Origin of the sequence: Pseudomonas tumuqii (assembly GCF_013184545.1) — a bacterium.
Taxonomy (GTDB): domain Bacteria; phylum Pseudomonadota; class Gammaproteobacteria; order Pseudomonadales; family Pseudomonadaceae; genus Aquipseudomonas; species Aquipseudomonas tumuqii.
Window position 1 is genome coordinate 249250 of the sequence record NZ_JAAOJA010000007.1, and the last position, 21484, is coordinate 270733.

Sequence of the window (21484 nt, forward strand, 5' to 3'; positions counted from 1 at the left end):
AGAGCGTTGTGGCGAAGGCTTAACCTGAAGCTCATCGCAGCCGCCTCCCGGTTGCCGGGCTCACTTATGGGAGATGCCATGAACAGCAAAGTCGAAGAAACCCCTTATCTGCTCCAGCAGCGTGATCAGTTCGTGCCACGTGGCTTGGTCACTGCCCATCCGCTGGTCGTCGACCGCGCCCAGGGTGCCGAACTGTGGGATGTGGACGGCAGGCGTTACCTGGACTTCGTCGGCGGTATCGGTGTGATGAACATCGGCCACAATCATCCGAAGGTGGTCGCGGCGGTGCAGGCGCAGATGCAGAAGGTCACCCACGCCTGCTTCCAGGTAGTGGCCTATCAGCCCTATCTCGATCTGGTACAACGCTTGTGCGAGTTGGTCGCTGGCTCCAGTGGCATTGCGCATAAGGCGGCACTGTTCACCTCGGGTGCAGAGGCTGTGGAGAATGCGGTGAAGATTGCCCGCGCCCATACCAAGCGCCCGGCAGTGATCTCCTTCCGTGGTGGTTTCCATGGCCGTACCCTGCTCGGTACGACCCTGACCGGCATGAGCCAGCCCTATAAGCAGAACTTCGGCATGGCGCCCGAGGTGTTCCATACGCCGTATCCGAATGCCTATCGTGGTTTCACCAGCGAGATGGCGCTGCAGGCCCTCAACGAGTTGTTCGCCACCCAGGTCTCGCCGGATCGCGTAGCCGCGATCATTATCGAGCCGGTACAGGGCGACGGCGGTTTTCTCTCGGCGCCAGTCGAGTTTCTCCGCGCGCTGCGGGCGCTGACCGAACAACATGGCATCGTCTTGATCCTCGATGAAGTGCAGACCGGCTTCGGCCGCACCGGCAAATGGTTCGGTTTCCAGAACGCGGGGATTCAGCCGGATCTGGTCACCGTGGCCAAGAGCCTCGCCGCTGGCTTGCCGATCTCGGGCGTGGTTGGTCGTGCGGAAATCATGGATGCGCCGGCCCCCGGTGGTCTCGGCGGTACCTACGGCGGTAACGCGCTGGCTTGCGCGGCGGCGTTGGCGGTGATCGAGACCTACGAGCAGGAACAGCTGCTGGCACGCGGCGACAAGCTGGGCGAACGTCTGCGTCAGGGCCTGCAGCGCCTGCAGGCGCGCTACCCGCAGCAGATCGGTGATGTACGCGGCACCGGCCTTATGCTGGCGATCGAGCTGGTCAAGGACGATGCTGCCCGCAGCCCGGATGCCGAACTCAACCAGAAGCTCATCGATGAGGCTCGTAACGGCGGCCTGCTGGTGATCAAATGTGGCGTGTACCGCAACGTGCTGCGTTTCCTCGCGCCTCTGGTCGCCGAAGAAGCGCAGATCGACGAAGCCCTGGATATTCTCGAGGCGGCCCTGGCGCGCGTATTGAGTTGAACTAAACCCTCGATCTGCGCGCGTTAATGGTGCGCCGATCGAGGAGGTTTTTGGAGCATGGATTGATGAAGTGCATCCGAGGAGGCTACATACCATGGACCTGACTGATTACCGTGCGCTGCTGATCGATTGCGATGAAGTCCTGGTCGATCGCGACTCCGGCATCTGGACGGCCTTGCAGCCGTTGCTTGAAAACCGTCCCGGCGTGTTGGGACGGGAAGAGGTACTGAGCGAGTTCAACGAGGCGGTGCGCGCACTCTATCCGCGCTTCTCCGAGCTGGGCTTCAGTGGCTTGCTGTGCTTCGCCCATCGCCAATTGGCCGAGCGCCTGGGGCTCAAGGTCAGCTGGGAGGAGGGGATGACGTTCGCCCGTTCGGTACGCAACTGGTCGCTGTTCGAAGACGCGCCCGGTGCCATGCTGTATCTGCACAAGTTCTATCGGCTGCTGGTGCATGGGGACCGCGATGCCGAGGATCGCGAATCGCTCTGCGAGCGACTGGGAATCATGCCCGAGGATTTACTCTCCCCGGCCAGCAAGCCATTGGAGGACCGCGCCTGGTTGCTCGCCAACGAGCTCAAGGCCGAGGATATTCTGCAGGTGTCGAGGTACCCCGCCGAGTCACCCGCATCGGCGGGGTTGTGCCTGATAAATCGTGGCCATGGCCACTATACTCAGCAGTGTCCGGCGGACTATTACATAAACAGCATGGCCGATCTGGTCGCTCAGCATCAGCTGTCTTTGCGGCGCTGACTTTGCTAGAAAGACTGCCTAAAAATAGCGATCGAGAGGTACGCAATGGAAGGTTTAGTCAAGCTGGACCGAATCGACATCAATATTCTGGTCGAATTGCAGAAAGACGGTCGCATCACCAACGTCAAACTGGCCGATGCGGTCGGCCTATCGGCCAGCCCCTGCCTGCAACGGGTCAAGCGGCTCGAATCGGCCGGCTATATTTCCGGCTATAAGGCCCACCTCAATCTGGCCAAGATCACCGACTCGGTGACGGTATTCACCGAGATCACCCTCCACGACCACAAACGCGAAGACTTCGCCAAATTCGAGTCCAATATCCGCTTGGTCGATGAGGTGCTCGAGTGCCACTTGATCAGCGGCGGCTACGATTATCTGGTGCGCTTCATGACTAGCAGCATCCAGCATTATCAGGCGGTGATGGAAGGCCTGCTGGACAAGAACATTGGCATTTCCAAGTACTTCAGTTACATCGTCATCAAGTCGCCTGTGCTGAAAGATGGGATCCCGCTGCGCAAACTGTTGCGTCATTGATCTGTACTCGCACATTCAATAGGGTAAAGCACGTCACCAGAACCGCAGCAGTTTTTGCCTTGGCTTCAGCCGGCCAGTTATTGGCATTTTTTTTGTCTCAGGGCACTACCGCGCCTCCTTCTTTGAGTTTGGTGCGCCAAGCATGCAGGGTGGCTTGGCAGATGCCTTCTTGACGCGACAACTCGGCCACTTACATGTTTAGTCGGCAGCGTTGAATACCCCGCCTGAGTCTGTGCAAAGAAGGCCTGCCGGCACCCAGTAGGTGACCCAGGGGCGACGTATTGCAGCCGATCATCGCCAGCGTCAAGGCTTCGATGGAGACGCTCAGCGCGGCAGCGGTTCGATCCGCTGCCGGTGCACGGGCCAATCTCAATGCCATGGAACGTCAACGTGGAGACACTGATCAGGTTGCCACCGCGATGCAGCAGATGAGCCTGTCCGCCCACGAGATCGCGCGCGACACGGTGTCTGCGTCCCTGGCCACCGACAGCATTCTCAGAACTATCGAAGACGGCACCGAGCTGATTGAGCGCACCACGGCGATCGTCGCGCGGCAGGGTGAGGAGCTGGCGGCGACCAACCAGCAGGTCGGCAGCCTGTCGCTCAAGAGCGAGCGCATAGGCGTGGTGCTCAGCTTGATCCGCGACATCGCCGAGCAGACCAACCTGCTGGCGCTCAATGCGGCCATTGAAGCGGCACGTGCAGGTGAGCAGGGGCGCGGTTTTGCCGTGGTGGCCGATGAGGTGCGCAGCCTGGCCCAGCGCACCCAGGACTCGATCCAGGAGATTCGCAGCATCATCGAGGCGCTGCAGGGCGATACCCAATCGGTGGTGCAGTCGATGGCGATCAACCAGCACCAGGTTAGCGAGACTGGACGGCTGTTCGCCGAGCTGGTCGAGTCTCTGTACGGGGTGGGCAGTGGGGTGATTGAAATTGCCCGGATGAACGGCCAGATCGCCAGCGCCGCTGAGGAGCAAAGCGCGGTGGCCGAGGAGATCAATACCGCGGTGGAGCGCATCCGGCTGGTCAGCGACGAGCTCACCGAGCATGCCCGTGCCGCGGCGGACGATACGCGGGCAGTCGGGGAGCGGGTGATGGTTCAGGGGCAGTTGCTGGCGCGGTTTCGCGCCTAGGGCGATTGACCGGCCACTATCGCGGCTGCAGCCGCGATAGTGGCGTTGAGGCGCAACGTTTGGCGGCCTTGACCAGGAAAGGGAGCGCCGAGACAGGGCGGTTGCCAGTGCCCCTCGCTATGCCTTGTGCGCGGCCATGCCGTAGAGGATCAGCCCGGAGGTCTGGCGCACCAGCTTGCGGTGAGTCTCGAGGTCGAGCGGATCGCTGCTGGTCAGGCGCAGCATCTGCAGATGCGAGTAATCGTTGAGCAGGAACGCGGCGAGGTCGACATCCAGGTCGGCGCGCAGCTTGCCCGCGGCCTGCAGATCGCGCAGCAGTCCGGCAATCTCCCCGCGGAGGGCGTCATTCATGCGCCGATAGCTGTCGGGCAGGCCGTTGTGCCCGCCGCCAAGCACGTGCAGCAGCAGCTCGCGCCAGATTGGTGCAGGCAGCATGGCCAGGGCCTGGTCCACCAGGACCTTTTCCAGGTAGCACAGGGCATCGAGCGGGTCATCCATCTCGGCAATGTGCTCGCGTGCCTCTCTCAAGGCGCGTTCGTCGCCTTTCTGCAGCATCTCCAGCAGGATTTCCTGTTTCGAACCGAAATACTTGAACACCGTTGGCGCGGACACGCCTGCTTCCTGGGCAATCTGCTCGATGGTGGTGTTCTGGAAGCCCTGGCGCTCGAACAGCGCCACTCCCGCCGTGCTGATGGCCTGCCGACGCATCGCTTTCTGCCGTTCCCGAAGACCGCTCACTGCTTATCCCTGTTGGTTGCCGCCGTTGTGCGTGGAGCATAACGGCTGGCGCTTTGTAGTGAAAATATTTTATTGACTTAAATAATTAAGTTGGTTAATTATTTGGCTACATCTGCCGCGTGCAGAGCACCTGTCAGGATTGAAGCTTTATGACACTCAGCCCCAATTCGCCCGCCGCCCTTCAGTTGGGCCGACACTACGCCGATGCCCACGAAGCGCTGCTCGCCGACCCGCGCCACGACACCTTCATGGCCGGCTTTCCGCCGCCCGAAGCACAGCGCGTGACTTGGCACAACTGGATGAGCCCGCCGTTCAATAAGTGGGGTTTCCGTCATCTGGGCCGCCTGCGTCCGAGCATCTCCGTCGCCGCTGGTACAGGCGCCGCAGATGTGCTGCCGCAAGCGCTCTGCGACCTTGATGGTTTCAGCTTCGAGAGCGTATGCGGGCTGTCCGTGCGCCTCGACGAGCATCTGCTGGCCAGCCACACCGATGCCTTTATCGTCCTTCACAGGGGCCAGGTGAAGTACGAGCGCTACTTCAACGGCCAGACGCAGAATGACCGTCACATCATGTTCTCGGTCACCAAATCGCTGATCGGTGTGCTGGCCGAGCAGCTGATTTGCGACGGTGTGTTGAATCCCGAGTTGTTGGCCAGCCACTACGTGCCCGAATTCGCTGGTAGTGCCTTTGCCGATGCGACCGTGCGCCAACTGCTGGATATGGCCGTGAGCATCGAATACACCGAGCGCTACGACGATCCGGCCTCGGAGAGTTCGCAGTTCGGTTACGCCTGCGGCTTCCAGCCGGCACCCCCGGCTTACAGCCAGTACGCCTCGCTCTACCAGTACCTGCCATCGTTGCGTAAACGCGGCGAACACGGCGGTTTTTTCCACTACGTGACCGCCACCACCGAGGCCCTGGCCTGGGTGATGGAGCGCTCCAGCGGGGTGGCCTGCCCCGAGTTGCTTGCCCGCGTATGGGGGCAGATCGGTTGCCAGCGCGACGGTTACTTCATGGCCGACCCGTGGGGCCGCGGTGTCGCCGGGGCAGGTTTCAGTGCCACCGCGTGCGACATCGCGCGCTTCGGCCTGCTGCTGGCCAATCGTGGGCAGTACCAGGGTCGTGAGGTGATTGATCCGCGCGCCATCGACGCCATCGCCCAAGGCGCTGATCCGGCGATCTACGCGGCCAACGAGGAGTTCAGCGAGTGGACCCCCGGCGCGTCATACCGCAGCCAGTGGTACGTGTTCAACGACCATAGCCAGGCCCTGATGGCGTGCGGTATCAGCGGTCAGTACCTGTTCGTAGACCGTGATGCAGAGGTGGTGATCGTCAAGCAATCCTCGCTGCCGGAAGCCATCAGCGTTTTCGACCCTGACAACGTGCGTGCCTTGCGTGCCCTGGTCCGCCACTTCGCTGGCTGACTAGCCGAGCCGACACAACAAGAAAAATCGCTGGCAGGTCGAGTGCCTGCCAGCCCTGCGCCGGCGACGGTTGTCGCCCTACAACTGCCCTGTAACACAACAACAATCATCCAGGAGCACCCCATGATTCGAGCACGTTTTACCCCCTCATTGCTCATAGCGTTAGCCTTGGGCAGTCCGCATGCCCTGGCTGGCTATACCTTCCAGGAAGGCGAGCTCTCCGGCGAGGTTAACCTCACGGCTGGTGGTGCTTACATCTCAACGCGCAACGTTAACTTCGGCGTTGGCCGGATCGACATGCGCAACGGTGAGAACACCGGCACCCGCGCCGACTGGCAGGAGGCCTATGTCAAGCCCGCGGTCAAGTTCAACTATGCGCTGAACCCGGACTTCGACCTGCTCGCCAGCGGCTCGGTGGTGGCAGCTAGCACCTTCGGCGACGGCGATGCCGGCGGCTTCACCCGCAGTTCCGACGGCCGCGTATTGGTAGAAGAGGCTTATGCGGGCTTCCGTGCTGGCGAGTGGCGCTTCACCGCCGGCCGCCAGGATTACATGATTGGTAGTGGCTTTATCGTCATGGACGGCAACCTCGACTTCCTTGACGATGGTGCCTTCTGGCTGGCCCCGCGTACCGCGTTTCGTGACTCCGCCGTGCTCGCCTGGGGGCGCGACGCCCTGTCCGTGCAGGCCTTCAGCCTGCGCACCGACGATCACTTGGGTGACTATCGTATGACCGGTGTGAACCTGGACTACGAGTTGCCTGATGTTGCGACCCTGGGCGCAATGGCGATGAAACTCGATTCCGATGAGCGCTCCGCCAATGCCGGTATGCCGCGTGAAGGCATGGAGGTTTACAACCTGCGAGCGCTCAACGCCAAGCTGCCTGGTCTGCCCAATCTGACCCTCAACGCCGAATATGCAGTGCAGGGCGGCGAGGGCGACGGGGTCGAGTACGACGCCAGTGCCTGGTACGCCAAGGCCGAATATGCTTTCTCCGACCTGCCCCTGCAGCCGGTGCTCGGTTATCGCTATGCCTACTTCTCCGGTGACGAAAACTTGGGCGACAACAAGCGCGAGGCCTGGGATGCGCTGAGCAAGGGCTTTGTCGACTGGGGCACCTGGCTGGTCGGCGATGTGGTCGGCAACTACCTGCTGAACAACAGCAATGAGACCGTACACACCTGGTCATTGAAAACCCAACTCCACCCCACGTTGACCCTGGGTGCCATGCACCACCAGTTCTCCCTAGACGAGAAGAACTTTTTTGGTGCCCCGGTTAATGACCGCCGGTTTGCCGACGAGAGCGTGATTTACCTCGACTGGGCCGCGACGCCGAGCCTGTTCACCTCGATTTCCTACAACTGGGTACAGCCGAAAGCGGCGGCCAAGCAACTGCTGGCTGACAAGGATTTCTCCGCTGTTGAAATGTATTTCACCTACCGTTACTGACATGTGTGCACCAGTAGCAACTGGTGCCCTAGGAGCCCAAGATGAATTCTTTCGTGCGTAGCATGACGGTCGCGTTCGCCGTCACCCTGATGAGTAGCCCGGTGTTCGCTGAACAACGGACCGTGCGGATTTACAATTGGCTGGAGTACCTGCCTAGCGAGATCCTCAAGGATTTCGAGGCTGAAACCGGTATTCGCCCGATTTACGATGTGTTTGACAGTATTGAAATGCTCGAGTCCAAATTACTAACAGGTAATTCGGGTTATGACGTGGTGTTTCCCAGTACTGCTAACTTGGGTAAGTTTATCCAGGCCGGTACCTTTGAGCCGCTGGACCGCAGCAAGCTGAAGAACTGGCCGCATCTGGATGAGCCCTTCATGGCCGAACTGGCCACCACAGGCGACCCGGGCAACCAGTACGCGGTGCCCTACATGTGGGGCACCACGCTGATCGGCTACAACGTCGACATGGTGCGCAAGGCCCTTGGCCCGGACGTCAAGCTCGACAGCTGGGACCTGATTTTCAAGGAGGAAAACATCTCAAAACTGGCCAAGTGTGGCGTGGGCTTCATTGACGCAGCTAACGAGATTCTGCCCATCGCGCTGCATTACCTGGGGTTGCCGTCGCACTCCACCGATGCAGCCGATTATCGCCAGGCCCAGGAACTGATGCTGACGATTCGTCCGTACGTCAACTACTTCAACTCCTCGCGCTACGGCATGGACCTGGCCAATGGCGAGATCTGTGTGGGCATCGGCTGGTCGGGTGGAGTGGCCCTGGCAACCCGTCTGGCCGATGCGGCCGGTAAGGGCGTCAAGGTCGATATGATCCTGCCCAAGGAGGGTGCGCCGGTGTGGTCGGATGTGATGGCGATTCCCAAAGGCGCAGTCAATCGTGATGAAGCGCACGCGTTTCTCGACTACATGATGCGCCCAGAAGTGATCGCCAAGGCCAGCAATGCCATCGGTTACCCAAATGCCAACAAAGACGCCACGGCCCTGGTCGATGCCAGCGTGCGCGACAATCCGAACATGTATGTACCAGCAGACAAGCTAGCGTCGCTGTTCGTGCTCAAGTCGCTGCCGCAGAAGGTTGAGCGCATGCGCCTGCGCACCTGGAACAGTATCCGCACGGGTAAGTGATCCTGCCAGGCCCGGCCGCAATGGCCGGGCCTTCCATTGATGCGCCAGGTTTGGCGCGTTGCGCGTAAGTGCAATCAGTTTGGCTGTGCTGGTCAAACTGGTGACTTGGCGGCTCAGAACAAACTCGCTGATGCTGTCTGTCCGTAGGCAGGAACCGCCGTATATGGAACCGTGTATACGCTGGTTGAGAGGTTAGCGGGGTGGTCCCGCCTCCTGCTCGATCCTGCGGGCGAAATCTCCCACTCTTCATGTGCGCCACCGCCTCGGCAGTCAAGGCTGTCCGCGCACGGGGCGAGTGCAAGCGTGGTGCCCCCCGGCGTTACGTTGGGTAACTGTGCGCACCGTTTCCTTCTCATGCATGCCCTGATTTGTGGCGCTCCCGCCCACGTTACAACATGTCGACGTCGTGCAATTGCTCTTTCTTCCAATAAATAGCTAGTAAAAACAAGTACTTGATTAATTTTTGAGCGAGTTTGGCACGCTCTCTGCTTTAATTTGGATAATTGGATACAAAAATACATAGAGGCAATCGATACATGCGAATCATCCCCGCCTACGCCGAACGCGCGCCCATGACAGCCGAAGAAGAGGCCTACAACTATCTGCTCGATGCCATCTGCAAGGGCCAGTACTGCACGGGTGACCGGTTGATCGCCGAAGACATCGCCAAAGACGTCGGTATGAGCCGCATGCCGGTGCGTGAGGCGTTTCGTCGCCTGGCCGCTGAAGGTTTGGTGACCCTGCGGCCCAACCGCGGTGCCATTGTCAGCGGCCTGAACATCGACGAGATGCACGAGGTGTTCGAGATGCGCAGTGCGCTGGAAGGGCTGGCCATCCGCGTCGCCGTGCCGAAGATCACCCCCCGCCACCTGAACCTGCTCGAACGCCTGCTCGATGACATGGACGACTTCCGCGATGACAGCGCCGAGTGGGTCAGCCGTCACCGGGCCTTTCATGAATACCTCTGCAGCCTCAGTGGTCGGCCCCGGCTGATGCGCCAGATCACTGCGCTCTACTCGGTGATAGAACCGCACATGCGTTTATGGCTGCAGCATGCCGAAAAACCCCTGAGCGCACGCCAGGAACACACCGTGATTCTTGATGCCCTGCGCGCCGGCGATGCCGCTGTGGCCGAGCGCGTCGTGCGTGAGCACATTGAAGGCACCGTTACGGAGTTGGTGCGTTTCCTTGAAACGGGCGCCTGACCCGTCTGCTGTTGCTGTGTCGATTCGAGTACTGCCCGTCCCTGAACGCAACCGGAGTTTCGTCATGTCTTATTACAGGAACACGCTCGCCGCTTTCGCCCTTGGTCTCGTCGTGCCGGCCGCCCTGGCCACTCCCACATTACCCGAACGCCTGCACAACGCTGAGAAGCTGACCTACTGTTCGGGCTTGGACTCGCCACCGCTGGTGTTCTTCGATGCCAAGCAGAAGCCCACTGGCCTGGCCGTCGAACTGGGCAACCTGATCGCCGAAAAACTGGGCAATAAGCGTGTGGAATGGCGTGTGGTGCCCTTTTCCGGGATGCTCCCGGCGCTGTTGGCCAGCCAGTGCGACATGATCGTCGATCAGCTGTTCGACAAGCCCGAGCGGCGTGAAGTGATCGACATCGTCAACTACATGTACTCCAGCCAATCGGTGGTGGTGCCCAAGGGGAACCCTAAAGGGGTGAAGTCGTTGTCTGACTTAGCAGGGCTGAAGGTCGCAGTACTCAACGGCTCGACCATCAAGACCCTGCTCGATGCCGAGAACGACAAGCTGGCCGAGGCCGGCAAGCCGCCGATGAAGCTGGGGGTCTACAACACCGACACCGATGCTTTCCAGGCATTGCGCATCGGCCAGGCCGACGCTTATGGCACCACCGTGGAAACCGCCGGCTACTACCAGAGCATGGCGCCGGATCTGTTCCAGGAAGGGGTTCCGGCGTTCAGCCGCATCCTGACCGGCATCGGCATCCGCAAGGACGACCCCGAGCTCAGCGTTGCTGTGGCTCAGGTGCTGCAAGGCCTGCGTGACGACGGCACCTACCTGGCCCTGCTGCGCAAGTGGCATGTCGAAAGCGACAAGCTGGACTGAGAGCGCGTGAAAACTCTCGCCTACTGCGGCCGTCTGCAAACGCCTGCGGTGGTGTTGCTCCAGGTGAAAAGTGGGGGGCATTCAGCTCACTGAACTCCCCCCACTTTTTAAGCAACGCGCCTTGCCGCGAACACTTGGATGCGACTTCGCGTCGGCTCTCGATATTTTCACAGCCCCTGAGGCCTGAACGATGAATTTCAGTTGGGATATCTTCTGGCAATACCTGCTGCAACCCAGTGACGTATACCTCTATGGCCTGTGGCTCACCTGTGTGATCAGCGTACTGTCCATGGCGTTGGGCTGCGCACTCGGGCTAGTCGCGGCGCTGATGCGCCTGTCGAGCAATCCGCTGCTGCAGTACCCGGTGCGATTCTATGTATGGCTGATGCGTGGCACGCCGCTGCTGGTGCAGATCGTCTTTCTATACACCGCACTGGCCGCTGGCGGCATCTTCCGCTTCGAGGATCTTGACCTGGGCTGGTTCATTCTGCCAGGCAACATCCAGGCGGCAATCATCGCCCTGGGTCTCAACGAAGGGGCCTACATGGCCGAGATCATCCGCGCGGGTATCGGTGCGGTGGATAAGGGGCAGTACGAGGCGTCGCGCTCACTGGGCATGACGTTCGGCAAGCTGATGCGTCGCATCGTCCTGCCGCAGGCTTTTCGGGTGATCGTTCCGCCGATCGGCAACGAGTTCAACGTGATGCTGAAGAACACCACCCTGGTCAGTGTCATTGGCGTGCAGGAGTTGTTGCTGAGCACGCAGATGGTCACCTCGGCAACCTTCCGGGTCTTCGAGCTGTACCTGGTAGTGGCCATCTATTTCTTGCTGCTGACCACTCTCTGGGGCTTTTTCCAGCGCTGGCTCGAGATCCGATTCAGCCAGTCGGAGCAGCATGCACCGGCCAGCAGCCGGATGTTCGGTCGGCAGGCCATGAAGTTGCTGAGGGGGCGTTGAGATGGCACATCTGAGTGAAGAACCCATCATCGAGGCGCTGGGCATCCACAAGGCCTTCGGTGAACTGCAGATTCTAAAGGGCATTTCCCTGCAGGTGCGGCGCGGCGAAGTGGTGGTGTTGATCGGTGCCTCCGGTTCCGGCAAGACCACCTTCATCCGCTGCATCAATCTGCTCGAAGACATCCAGGCCGGGCGGATACGCGTCAATGGCCGGGCCATGGGCTATCGCGAGCGGTCAGATGGCAGACTGGTGCGCGATTCCGAGCGCAACATTGCCCGGCAGCGTCGTGACATCGGCATGGTGTTCCAGCGCTTCAACCTGTTCCCGCACATGACCGCGCTGGAGAACATCATCGAAGCCCCGATCCAGGTGCTCGGCCTCAGCCGTGCTGCCGCTCTGGAGGACGCTCGGCGCCTGCTCGGTCGCGTCGGCCTGGCCGACAAGGCCGATCACTATTCGTCGCAACTGTCCGGTGGCCAGCAGCAGCGTGTGGCCATAGCCCGTGCCCTGGCGATGAAGCCGCAGGCGATGCTGTTCGACGAGCCCACCAGCGCGCTTGACCCGGAAACCGTCGGCGAGGTGCTGCAGGTGATGAAGGAGCTGGCCGAGGAGGGCATGACCATGGTCGTGGTCACCCACGAAATGGGCTTTGCCCGCGAGGTGGCCGATCGGGTGGTGGTACTCGACCAGGGAGAACTGATCGAACAGGGGACTCCCGAGCAAATCTTCAGCCAGCCACAACACCCGCGCACTCGCGCCTTTCTCAGTCGCGTGCTTTAGCCGAAAAAATCCCCTCCCAAAATGTAACGACCTCCCTGCCGTTCCTGCGGCCGGCAGTCAGGCTCTGTCATGGGGATACCGCAGCATCAGAACAGGATTGCTTGAGGCCTCTATCTCGCCCCTGAAGCACCTGTTCCTTACAAGAATTGAACGGAGACTTGTTCATGCGCAATCTGCAACTCCCTGGCCGCTCACCTGTCCGCGCGACTGAAGGCATGGTGGCCACATCCCATCCGCTTGCGACACAAGCCGCTATCGATATTCTCAAGCGCGGCGGCAATGCCATGGATGCAGCCATCGCCGCATCAGCAGTGCTTGCTGTGGTCGAGCCACAAGCCACAGGCATCGGTGGCGACTGCTTTGTCCTCTATTGCCCCAGTGGCAGTGAAAAAGTGTTGGCGTTCAACGGCTCGGGTCGTGCACCGGCCGCGGCAACAGCGGAGTGGTATCGCGAGCGCGGGTTCACTGAGATTCCCGAGCGTGGACCGCATGCCGTCACTGTGCCCGGTGCGGTCGATGCCTGGTGCCGGTTGATCGAGGATCACGGACGCCTGCCCATGAGTGAACTGCTGTCTGCCGCAATCAGCTATGCAGAGCGTGGCTATGTCGTAGCCGACAGGGTCGCCAGGGACTGGGCGAATAATATGCCTTGGCTTTCCGAGTTTGCAGATGCTGCGCGGATATTGCTGCCCGACGGGCAGGCACCGCAGGCCGGCAGCATTCATCGACAGCCAGAGCTCGGCCGTACATTGCAGCGTATTGCCCAGCATGGCCGTGCTGGTTTCTATCAGGGCGCGGTCGCCGAGGATATGGTGGCTCAACTACGCCGGCTGGGGGGGGTGCATAGCCTCGAAGACTTCGCGACTTGCTGCGGTGAATACGTGGAGCCGATTCACTCCCATTACCGCGGCTATGACCTCTACCAGGTTCCGCCGAACAATCAGGGGCTGACCGCGCTGTTGATGCTCAACATCCTCGCCGGCTTCGACTTGAGTCAACTCTCTGCCACTAGCGCAGCCCGTTTGCATCTGGAAGTTGAAGCTGCGCGCCTGGCTTACCGTGAGCGTGATCAGCGCATTGCCGATCCCGGGTTTGCTCAAGTGCCTGTAGCGGAGTTGCTCTCTGAGCACTACGCCGAACAGGCCCGTAAGCTAATCAACCCGCAGCGTGTAGCAAAGGCGCTACCCGAGCCGATCATGGAGCACTCCGACACCACCTATCTGTGCGTGGTCGACAATGAGCGTAACGCGGTGAGCTTTATCAACTCCATCTACAGCGAGTTCGGTAGTGGGGTCATGGCCCCAGCGAGCGGAGTGATGCTGCAAAATCGCGCTAACTGCTTCCGTCTTGATCCAGAACACCCCAACTGCATTGCGCCCCTCAAGCGGCCGATGCACACGATCATGCCAGCCATGCTGATGCAGAACGCTCGTCCAGTTGCGCCGTTTGGGGTGATGGGGGGCGATTACCAGCCGATGGGGCAGGTGCACGTCCTGACCGGCATCATCGATTTCGGTCTCGATCCTCAAGAAGCACTCGATGCCGCTAGAGCCTTCTATTCCGATGGCAAATTGCATGTGGAAAACGGCATCCCCGCGTCGGTGCGAGAGGAGCTGAGCCGTTATGGCCACGAACTTGCCGATCAAACCGAGCCGTTAGGCGGAGGCCAGTTGATCTGGATCGACTGGGAAAAAGGCACGCTTACCGGTGGCTCTGACCCCCGCAAAGATGGCTGTGCATTGGGTTATTGAGGAGCGGCAGCATGGATTTTCTAGTGCAGATGGGTTTGAGCGATTTTCTCGCGCAATACAGCTTGCCTTGGTTGTTGGGCTTGACGGTCGCGCTTCTGATTACCGGTATTGTTGCCGGTCTTCTCGCGGGTTTGCTAGGGGTTGGGGGCGGCATCGTCATCGTCCCGGTGCTCTATCACTTGTTCACCTTGCTCGGTGTCGACCCGGAGGTACGCATGCATGTCGCAGTGGGTACGTCCCTGGCGACCATCATCCCGACATCGATTATTTCAGCGCGAGCCCACCGCAAGCGCGGCAGCTTTGATAAGCACCTGCTGCGTCGCCTCATTCCTTCGGTGCTGGTGGGGGTGGTCATTGGCGCTGTGGCCAGTCACTGGCTTAGCGGCGAAGTACTGACCACGTTATTCGCCATGATCGCCTTGTTGGTAGCCGCAAACATGGGGCTTCGCAAAGAGGCTCTGCTATTGCGTGATGCGCTGCCTGGAGCATTTGGGACCTCGCTGATAGGCAGCGGTATAGGCGGTATCTCTACCCTTATGGGTATCGGTGGTGGGACGCTCAGTGTGCCGATACTCAGCGCCTTTAAAACGCCAATGCACGTGGCGGTCGGTACAGGTGCGGCGTTAGGTATGGTCATCAGCTTGCCGGGTGCTATTGGCTTCCTGATCAATGGTGTGGATGTTGTGAATCGTCCTCCCTTCACGGTTGGCTATATCAATCTCGCAGGTTTGGCACTCATCGTGCCTATGACCATGCTACTTGCGCCCTATGGTGCCAGACTGGCCCACTCAGTTGATGCGCGCCGTTTGCGTCAGCTGTTTGCTTTGTTCTTGTTTCTGACAGCGCTGCGCATGCTGTATGGATTGTCACACTAACCGACCGTTAATAAATTTGCCGAGGCAGCCTGAGTTAAGAGCTATCTCGCCTCGCTTAACTCAGAGGTTGTGAAAATATCGAGCGCCGTAGCGAGACCGCCTCCAGGGGTTCGCAGCAAGGCGCGCTACGCAAAAAGTAGGGGAGTTTAGTGAGCTAAATGACCCTGCTTTCACCTAGCGCAATGCCGCAGCGGGCGTTTGGAGGCGTTCGCAGAGGCGGTCGCAGTAGGCGAGAGTTTTTTCACAAGCTCTCTGCTCTTAGTCGCGGTAAAACACCTGTACCAAGTGATAGCCGAACTGGCTCTTCACCGGACCATGCACCTCACGCAGGGGTTTCTTGAAGATGACCTGATCGATCGCCCGTACCATCTGCCCCGGGCGCACCTCGCCGAGATCGCCGCCGCGCTTGCCGGACGGGCAGGTGGAATACTGGCGCGCGAGCAGATCGAAGGCCTCGCCGGCGGCGATGCGCTTCTTCAATGCGGCGGCTTCTGCTTCGGTTTTCACCAGAATATGGCGGGCCATTGCTTTTGCCATGACGAGTTCCTCATTTCTACCGGGCGCGTATTGTGCCAGTGTTTGCTGCGCCATCAGAATGACGTCACTTTTCAAGTTTGCCGATTCGCCAGGGACATGGGCGAATACTGGCCTGACGAATTAAATCCACTCGACGGAAGCGCTGCCCCATGGATATCCACTCAATGCTGAAAATCCTGGCCAGCCAGGATGGTTCCGATCTGTACCTGTCCACCGGCGCGCCGCCGTGCGCCAAGTTCAATGGTGTGCTCAAGGCGCTCAGCCAGGAGCCCTTGAAGCCCGGTGAGGTGGCCGCCATCGCCGACGCGGTGATGGATGTCGCGCAGCGTGAAGAGTTCGAGCGCGAGCTGGAGATGAACCTGGCGATTTCCCTGGCCGGCGTCGGACGCTTTCGCATCAACATCTTCAAGCAGCGTAACGAGGTGTCGATCGTCGCGCGCAACATCAAGCTGGACATCCCCAAGTTCGAAGACTTGAAGCTGCCTGAGGTGTTGCTCAGCACGGTGATGGAAAAACGCGGTCTGGTGCTGTTCGTCGGCGGCACCGGCTCGGGTAAATCCACCTCCCTGGCGGCGCTGATCGACTACCGCAACCGCAATGCCGGCGGCCATATCATCACCATCGAAGACCCGGTGGAGTATGTCCATCGGCACAAGAAGTCGATCATCAACCAGCGTGAGGTGGGGGTCGATACGCGCAGCTTCCACGCCGCGCTGAAGAACACCCTGCGCCAGGCGCCGGACGTGATCCTGATCGGCGAGATCCGCGACCGCGAGACCATGGAGCATGCCCTGGCCTTCGCCGACACTGGCCACCTGGCAATTTCCACCCTGCACGCCAACAACGCCAACCAGGCGCTGGACCGTATCATCAACTTCTTCCCGGAAGATCGCCGTCCGCAATTGCTCAACGACCTGGGCAACAACCTCAAGGCTTTCGTCTCCCAGCGCCTGGTCAAGACCATCGATGGCAAGCGCCGCGCCGCGGTGGAGGTGCTGCTGGGTACACCGACCATCCGCGATCAGATCAAGCGCAACGACTTCTCCGAAATCAAGGAAACCATGGAGAAGTCGAAGAACCTGGGCATGCAGACCTTCGACCAGGCGCTGATCGACCTGGTCAACCAAGGGGCCATCGACGAGGAAGAGGCGGTGAAGAATGCCGACTCGGCGAACAACGTGCGCCTGAAACTCAAGCTCTATCGCGACAACCCGGCGGCTGCGGCACCGGTGGCTCCGCCGGCACCGGCAGCGACCGCCAAACCTGCTGACTGGGGGCTGGAGCTGACCCTGGAGGATATCGAGGAGCCCGAGTCGCCAGAAGATCTCGGGCGCTCCGGGATTTAGCGGAGAGCTGCCGGGCGTTTGCCGATGCATTTCGCGAATAAATTCGCTCCTACCCCGCAGCTGCCCAAGATCGCGGTGGTGCATCCCTGTCTTTAGGCTAGGCGCGCTGGCCGGTTGGCTGATAGGTGCCCAGACCATGGGGCGCGGCGGCGAATGCCGGCAGGGCTTCGGCGGCGGCCGAGAGCCGCTGCAGGGCAGGGAAGGCCGCGGCTTCGAGCAGGTCCGGCAGCATCGCCTGGGTGAAGTACCAGGCCACCGCGGTGCTGATGCCGGCCTGATCGATGCTGGCGTGCTTCAGCGCCAGCGGCTCGCGGACCAGCTCGGTCTCCAGGGCGGTGTAGGCCGCCAGCAATTGACCGCTGACTCGCGACAGCCAGGGCTGGTGCTGTTTATCCGCCGGGCGCAGCTCGCGTTCGTAGACGATCTGCACGCTCTTCTCGCAGGCGGCTAGCGCCAGGCCGATGATACGCAGCGCCCGTTGACGCTCGCCGATGGCCGCGGGCATCAGGGATTTATCGGGGCCGGCGAGGTGCTCTGCGTAATCGAGGATCAGGGTCGAGTCCATCAGCACGCTGCCGTCGTCGCAGATCAGCGAGGGCGCCTTGACCACGGGGTTGAGCTGGCGGAATTGCTCGAAGGTGCTGAACACCGAGATAGCGCGGTGCTCGAACGGCACCTCGAGCAGTTGCAGCGACACCGCGACCCGGCGCACGTAGGGTGAGTCGAGCATTCCGATCAGTTGCATGTGTTCTCCTTGGCTGGATGCCGGTCGACGTCCGACTGCGCCATGAGCCAGTCGGGCATCAGACGCTAGGCGAAGTTTGCCGTGCTGTCCATAGGGGCGCCGGATAGCGCTCTGGACCTGTAGGGTGCGCCATGCGCACCGATTGGCGAAACGGTGCGCACGGCGCAGCCTGCCTCAGCGCTGCAGTTCGGGCAGGTCCTTGTACAACTCCAACGCCTGCGGGTTGGCCAGGGCGTCGGTGTTTTTCACCGGCTTGCCATGCACCACGTTGCGCACCGCCAGTTCGACGATCTTGCCGCTGATGGTGCGCGGGATGTCGGCCACCGCAATGATCTTGGCCGGCACGTGGCGCGGCGTGGTGTTGCTGCGGATCACCTGGCGGATCCGTGCCTGCAGCTCGTCGCTCAGCGTCACGCCGTCGCGCAGACGGACGAACAACAGCACGCGCACATCATCCTGCCAGTCCTGGCCGATGGCGATGGATTCGAGCACCTCCTCGACCTTCTCCACCTGGCGGTAGATCTCGGCGGTGCCGATGCGCACGCCACCGGGATTCAATACGGCGTCGGAGCGGCCGTGAATCACCAGGCCGCCGTGCACGGTCTCTTCGGCATAGTCGCCGTGGGCCCAGATGCCGGGGAAGGTCTCGAAGTAGGCGGCCTTGAACTTGGCGCCGCCCGGGTCATTCCAGAAGCCCACCGGCATCGAGGGGAAGTGCCTGGTGCAGACCAGTTCGCCTTTCTCGCCTATGACCGGCTGACCGGCGTCGTTCCACACCTGCACGTCCATGCCCAGGCCTTTGCACTGCAGCTCGCCGCGCCAGACCGGCAGCAGTGGGTTGCCGAGGGCGAAGCAGGAGACGATGTCGGTGCCGCCGGAAATCGATGACAGGCACAGGTCGCTTTTGATCTCGCGGTAGACGTACTCGAAGCTCTCGTGGGACAGCGGCGAACCGGTCGAGAGGATGGCCTTGAGATGCTCCAGCTTGTGGCTGCTGCCCGGCTTGGCACCGGCCTTCTCCAGGGCGGCGAGGTACTTGGCGCTGGTGCCGAAGATGCTGATGTTTTCCGCGTCGATCAGGTCGATCAGACGTTCCGCCCCCGGGTGGAAGGGCGAGCCATCGAACAGCACCAGGGTGGCGCCGAGGGCCAGGCCCGAGACCAGCCAGTTCCACATCATCCAGCCGCAGGTGGTGTAGTAGAACAGGCAGTCGGCAGCATGCAGGTCGGTGTGCAGGCCGAGTTCCTTGACGTGCTGCAGCAGCACGCCGCCGCTGCCGTGGACGATGCACTTGGGCACGCCGGTGGTGCCACTGGAATAGACGATGTACAGCGGATGGTCGAACGCCACGGGGGTGAACGCAGGCTCGCCGCCGGGCTGGTAGAAGTCCTGCCAGAGCGCGACCCTGGCCGTGGTCTGGAAGTCGCTCGCCTTGGCAGCCGGGTTGGCGTAGGGCACCACGAGCAACTGCTGCAGCGACGGCAGGCGCGCGAGAATTTCGTTGAGTTTGCCGGTCAGGTCGAGGTTCTTGCCGGCATAGCGGTAGCCGGCGGCGGCGATCAGTACCTTGGGTTCGATCTGGCCGAAGCGGTCGATCACCCCCTGGGTGCCGAAGTCCGGCGAGCAGCTCGACCAGGTGGCGCCGAGGCTGCTGGCGGCGAGCATGCCGACCAGCGTCTGCCAGGTGTTGGGCATGAAGGCGGCGACGCGATCGCCGAGGCCGACACCGGCGGCTTGCAGTTGGCGTTGCAGGCCGGCGACATGGGCCGCCAGTTCGGCGTAAGTCAGTTGCTCGCGGCTGCCGTCTTCGCCGATGGCGACCAGGGCCGGGTAGCTGTCTCGGCGGCGCAGCAGGTGTTCGGCGAAATTCAGGGTGGCGCCGGGGAACCAGTGGGCGCTGGGCATGGCTGGACCTTCGTCGAGAATGCGCTGCGGTGGCGCGCTAAAGCGAATCTCGAAGAACTCGACGATGGCCTGCCAGAAGGCTTCGCGCTGGGTCACACTCCAGGCGTGCAGGGCCGGGTAGTCAGGCAGTTGCAGGCTGTGGCGCTGGTTGACGAAACGCCGGAAGGCGTCCATTCGGGTGGCGGCGATACGTTCCTTGGAGGGTGTCCACAAGGGCTGTTGCATGTCGATTCCTCATTCGGCTGTTGCCGTGATTCTTGATGGGCCGGGCCATCGCGCCTGGCCGATGGCACGCTAGCCTACTGGGCGCCGGGCGCATTGACCTGCAGCGACCCTTATTGCTCGGCTGCCGACCTGGCGGCCGTTGTAGCGGCTTTGCACCGAAGGCAGGGCAACTGCTTCAAGCCTGGCTGTGGTGCTTTACAGCGCGTAACAAAAGCCTGACGGCGAGCGCCTCGCGGAACATAGAAGCAGCGGGGGCGCCTAGCCCATGCCCGCGATGCGTTTTGCAGGCATGCCTATCGCGGTCATGGACCGCTCCTACGAAGCCCCTGAACCTCGCGGCTACGCACTGGCCAGTCTCGCCCGTGCCACCCGCGAGCCGTTGGGCTTGTCCAGCACCGCGCAGATGCGCTGGCCGGCGGTGATCAGTTTGTCCAGGTCGATACCGGTTTCGATACCCAGGCCATTGAGCAAATACAGCACATCCTCGCTGGCGACGTTGCCGGTGGCGCCTTTGGCATAGGGGCAGCCGCCTAACCCTGCGACCGAGCTGTCGAACACGTCGATGCCTTCCAGCAGGCTGGCGTAGATATTGGCCAGGGCCTGGCCGTAGGTGTCGTGGAAGTGCCCGGCCAACAGGTTGCGCGGCACATCGCGACCGACCACGTTGAACAGGTGGCGCACCTGGCCGGCGGTGCCGGTGCCGATGGTGTCGCCCAGCGACACCTCATAGCAGCCCATGGCGAACAGCTCCTTGGCCACCCAGGCGACCTGTGCCGGCGCCACCTCACCTTCATAAGGACAGCCGAGCACGCAGGACACGTAGCCGCGTACGCGAATGCCCTGCTGCTTGGCGGCTTCCATCACCGGCACGAAGCGCTGCAGGCTCTCGCGGATGGAACAGTTGATGTTCTTCTGCGAGAAGGACTCGGAGGCGGCGGCGAATACCGCCACTTCCTTGACTCCGGCGGCCAGCGCGTCTTCAAAACCCTTCAGGTTGGGGGCCAGGGCGGCGTAGGTGACGCCGGGCAGCTGCTGGATCCGGGCGAAGACCTCGGCGCTGCCGGCCATCTGTGGCACCCACTTGGGCGAGACGAAGCTGCCGACCTCGATATAGCACAAGCCGGCGGCGGACAGGTCGTCGACCAGGCGCACCTTGTCGGCCACGCCGATCGGCTGTTGCTCATTCTGCAGGCCGTCGCGCGGGCCGACTTCGACCAGGCGCACGTGTTGGGGCAAATTCATTTGGCGTCTCCTCGGCATTTTGGGGAGCAATGGTGCGCACAGCGCACCCTACGATTTAGTGCAGTGCGCAGAATGTCATGATCGCACCGATCATTGCGCTCAGGCCTCTTCCAGCTCGACCAGCACGGCGCCTTCGCCGACCATCTCGCCTTCGCGGCAATACAGCGCCTTGACCACACCGGCATGCGGGGCGCGGATGCTGTGCTCCATCTTCATCGCCTCCAGCACCACCAGGGCGGTGCCGGCCTCGACCTGCTGGCCGGCGTCGACCAGTACGCGGACGATGCTGCCGTTCATCGGCGCGGTCAGGCCGCCGTGATGGCTGTGGCTGGCTTCGACGGCGGCGATCGGGTCGAGCTGGCTGACGGCGTGCAGGTCGCCCTGCCATTCCAGGTAGAGGGTATCGCCCTGGCGGATGGCGTGCAGGCGCTGTTGTAGTGCGTCTGGCTGAACCTCGGCGTCTAGCGGGCTGCTGCACAACAGCGTGTCGCCCTG

20 protein-coding genes are annotated in these 21484 nt (G+C 61.5%); 14 read left to right on the forward strand and 6 right to left on the reverse strand.

What is annotated here, in order from left to right; genetic code table 11:
- The first annotated feature begins 78 nt into the window (after nt 1-78).
- From gabT to G9C89_RS15145, 4 genes are all read left to right on the forward strand, one after another.
- Entirely contained in the window at nt 79-1377 is a 1299-nt protein-coding gene (gene gabT, locus G9C89_RS15125) for a 4-aminobutyrate--2-oxoglutarate transaminase (RefSeq protein WP_172149401.1), read from the forward strand.
- Nucleotides 1378-1471: 94 nt separating this feature from the next.
- The gene (locus G9C89_RS15130) at nt 1472-2128 is read left to right on the forward strand and encodes an HAD family hydrolase (RefSeq protein WP_172149403.1); all 657 of its coding nucleotides are present in this window, start codon (nt 1472-1474) and stop codon (nt 2126-2128) included.
- A 45-nt stretch (nt 2129-2173) separates the two neighbouring features.
- A complete protein-coding gene (locus G9C89_RS15135; protein WP_172149405.1) occupies nt 2174-2662 on the forward strand; it encodes an Lrp/AsnC family transcriptional regulator in 489 nt (162 codons plus the stop codon).
- A gap of 428 nt (nt 2663-3090) precedes the next feature.
- A complete protein-coding gene (locus G9C89_RS15145) occupies nt 3091-3795 on the forward strand; it encodes a methyl-accepting chemotaxis protein (protein ID WP_172149407.1) in 705 nt (234 codons plus the stop codon).
- Nucleotides 3796-3912: 117 nt separating this feature from the next.
- On the opposite strand, the gene G9C89_RS15150 is transcribed toward G9C89_RS15145, so the two are convergent.
- Nucleotides 3913-4533 carry a TetR/AcrR family transcriptional regulator gene (locus G9C89_RS15150; protein ID WP_172149409.1) on the reverse strand — a complete coding sequence of 207 codons (621 nt, stop codon included), beginning with the start codon at nt 4531-4533 and terminating at the stop codon, nt 3913-3915.
- A gap of 149 nt (nt 4534-4682) precedes the next feature.
- On the opposite strand from G9C89_RS15150, the gene G9C89_RS15155 reads away from it, so the two are divergent.
- From G9C89_RS15155 to G9C89_RS15195, 9 genes are all read left to right on the forward strand, one after another.
- Nucleotides 4683-5957, forward strand: a complete 1275-nt coding sequence (locus G9C89_RS15155; RefSeq protein WP_172149411.1) for a serine hydrolase domain-containing protein — start codon at nt 4683-4685, stop codon at nt 5955-5957.
- A 123-nt stretch (nt 5958-6080) separates the two neighbouring features.
- On the forward strand, nt 6081-7406 hold the full coding sequence (locus tag G9C89_RS15160; RefSeq protein WP_172149413.1) for an alginate export family protein: 1326 nt from the start codon (nt 6081-6083) through the stop codon (nt 7404-7406).
- Nucleotides 7407-7447: 41 nt separating this feature from the next.
- Complete coding sequence (locus G9C89_RS15165; RefSeq protein ID WP_172149415.1) at nt 7448-8548, forward strand: polyamine ABC transporter substrate-binding protein; 1101 nt, start codon at nt 7448-7450, stop codon at nt 8546-8548.
- 536 nt (nt 8549-9084) lie between these two features.
- Complete coding sequence (locus G9C89_RS15170; protein ID WP_172149417.1) at nt 9085-9753, forward strand: GntR family transcriptional regulator; 669 nt, start codon at nt 9085-9087, stop codon at nt 9751-9753.
- A gap of 64 nt (nt 9754-9817) precedes the next feature.
- Nucleotides 9818-10624, forward strand: a complete 807-nt coding sequence (locus G9C89_RS15175) for an ABC transporter substrate-binding protein (RefSeq protein ID WP_172149419.1) — start codon at nt 9818-9820, stop codon at nt 10622-10624.
- A gap of 190 nt (nt 10625-10814) precedes the next feature.
- Nucleotides 10815-11582, forward strand: a complete 768-nt coding sequence (locus G9C89_RS15180; RefSeq protein WP_172149421.1) for an amino acid ABC transporter permease — start codon at nt 10815-10817, stop codon at nt 11580-11582.
- Between the two features lies 1 nt (nt 11583).
- Nucleotides 11584-12363 carry an amino acid ABC transporter ATP-binding protein gene (locus tag G9C89_RS15185; protein WP_172149423.1) on the forward strand — a complete coding sequence of 260 codons (780 nt, stop codon included), beginning with the start codon at nt 11584-11586 and terminating at the stop codon, nt 12361-12363.
- A gap of 164 nt (nt 12364-12527) precedes the next feature.
- Complete coding sequence (gene ggt / locus G9C89_RS15190; protein ID WP_172149425.1) at nt 12528-14114, forward strand: gamma-glutamyltransferase; 1587 nt, start codon at nt 12528-12530, stop codon at nt 14112-14114.
- Nucleotides 14115-14125: 11 nt separating this feature from the next.
- Entirely contained in the window at nt 14126-14989 is an 864-nt protein-coding gene (locus tag G9C89_RS15195) for a sulfite exporter TauE/SafE family protein (RefSeq protein WP_256674199.1), read from the forward strand.
- Between the two features lie 258 nt (nt 14990-15247).
- Here G9C89_RS15195 and G9C89_RS15200 read toward each other — a convergent pair whose 3' ends face one another.
- Nucleotides 15248-15526: a peptidylprolyl isomerase gene (locus tag G9C89_RS15200; protein WP_079202230.1), complete on the reverse strand. Its 279-nt coding sequence runs from the start codon at nt 15524-15526 to the stop codon at nt 15248-15250.
- Nucleotides 15527-15675: 149 nt separating this feature from the next.
- On the opposite strand from G9C89_RS15200, the gene G9C89_RS15205 reads away from it, so the two are divergent.
- Nucleotides 15676-16872, forward strand: coding sequence for a PilT/PilU family type 4a pilus ATPase (locus tag G9C89_RS15205; RefSeq protein ID WP_172149427.1), 1197 nt, complete (start codon nt 15676-15678; stop codon nt 16870-16872).
- Between the two features lie 97 nt (nt 16873-16969).
- Here G9C89_RS15205 and G9C89_RS15210 read toward each other — a convergent pair whose 3' ends face one another.
- The 4 genes from G9C89_RS15210 to G9C89_RS15225 form a co-directional block, all read right to left on the reverse strand.
- Nucleotides 16970-17617, reverse strand: a complete 648-nt coding sequence (locus tag G9C89_RS15210; RefSeq protein WP_172149429.1) for a glutathione S-transferase — start codon at nt 17615-17617, stop codon at nt 16970-16972.
- Nucleotides 17618-17791: 174 nt separating this feature from the next.
- Nucleotides 17792-19747, reverse strand: a complete 1956-nt coding sequence (locus tag G9C89_RS15215) for an acetoacetate--CoA ligase (protein ID WP_172149431.1) — start codon at nt 19745-19747, stop codon at nt 17792-17794.
- Between the two features lie 339 nt (nt 19748-20086).
- On the reverse strand, nt 20087-20989 hold the full coding sequence (locus tag G9C89_RS15220; RefSeq protein WP_172149433.1) for a hydroxymethylglutaryl-CoA lyase: 903 nt from the start codon (nt 20987-20989) through the stop codon (nt 20087-20089).
- Between the two features lie 99 nt (nt 20990-21088).
- The coding region (locus G9C89_RS15225) for an acetyl-CoA carboxylase biotin carboxyl carrier protein subunit (protein ID WP_315852820.1) at nt 21089-21484 on the reverse strand (396 nt) is incomplete at its 5' end.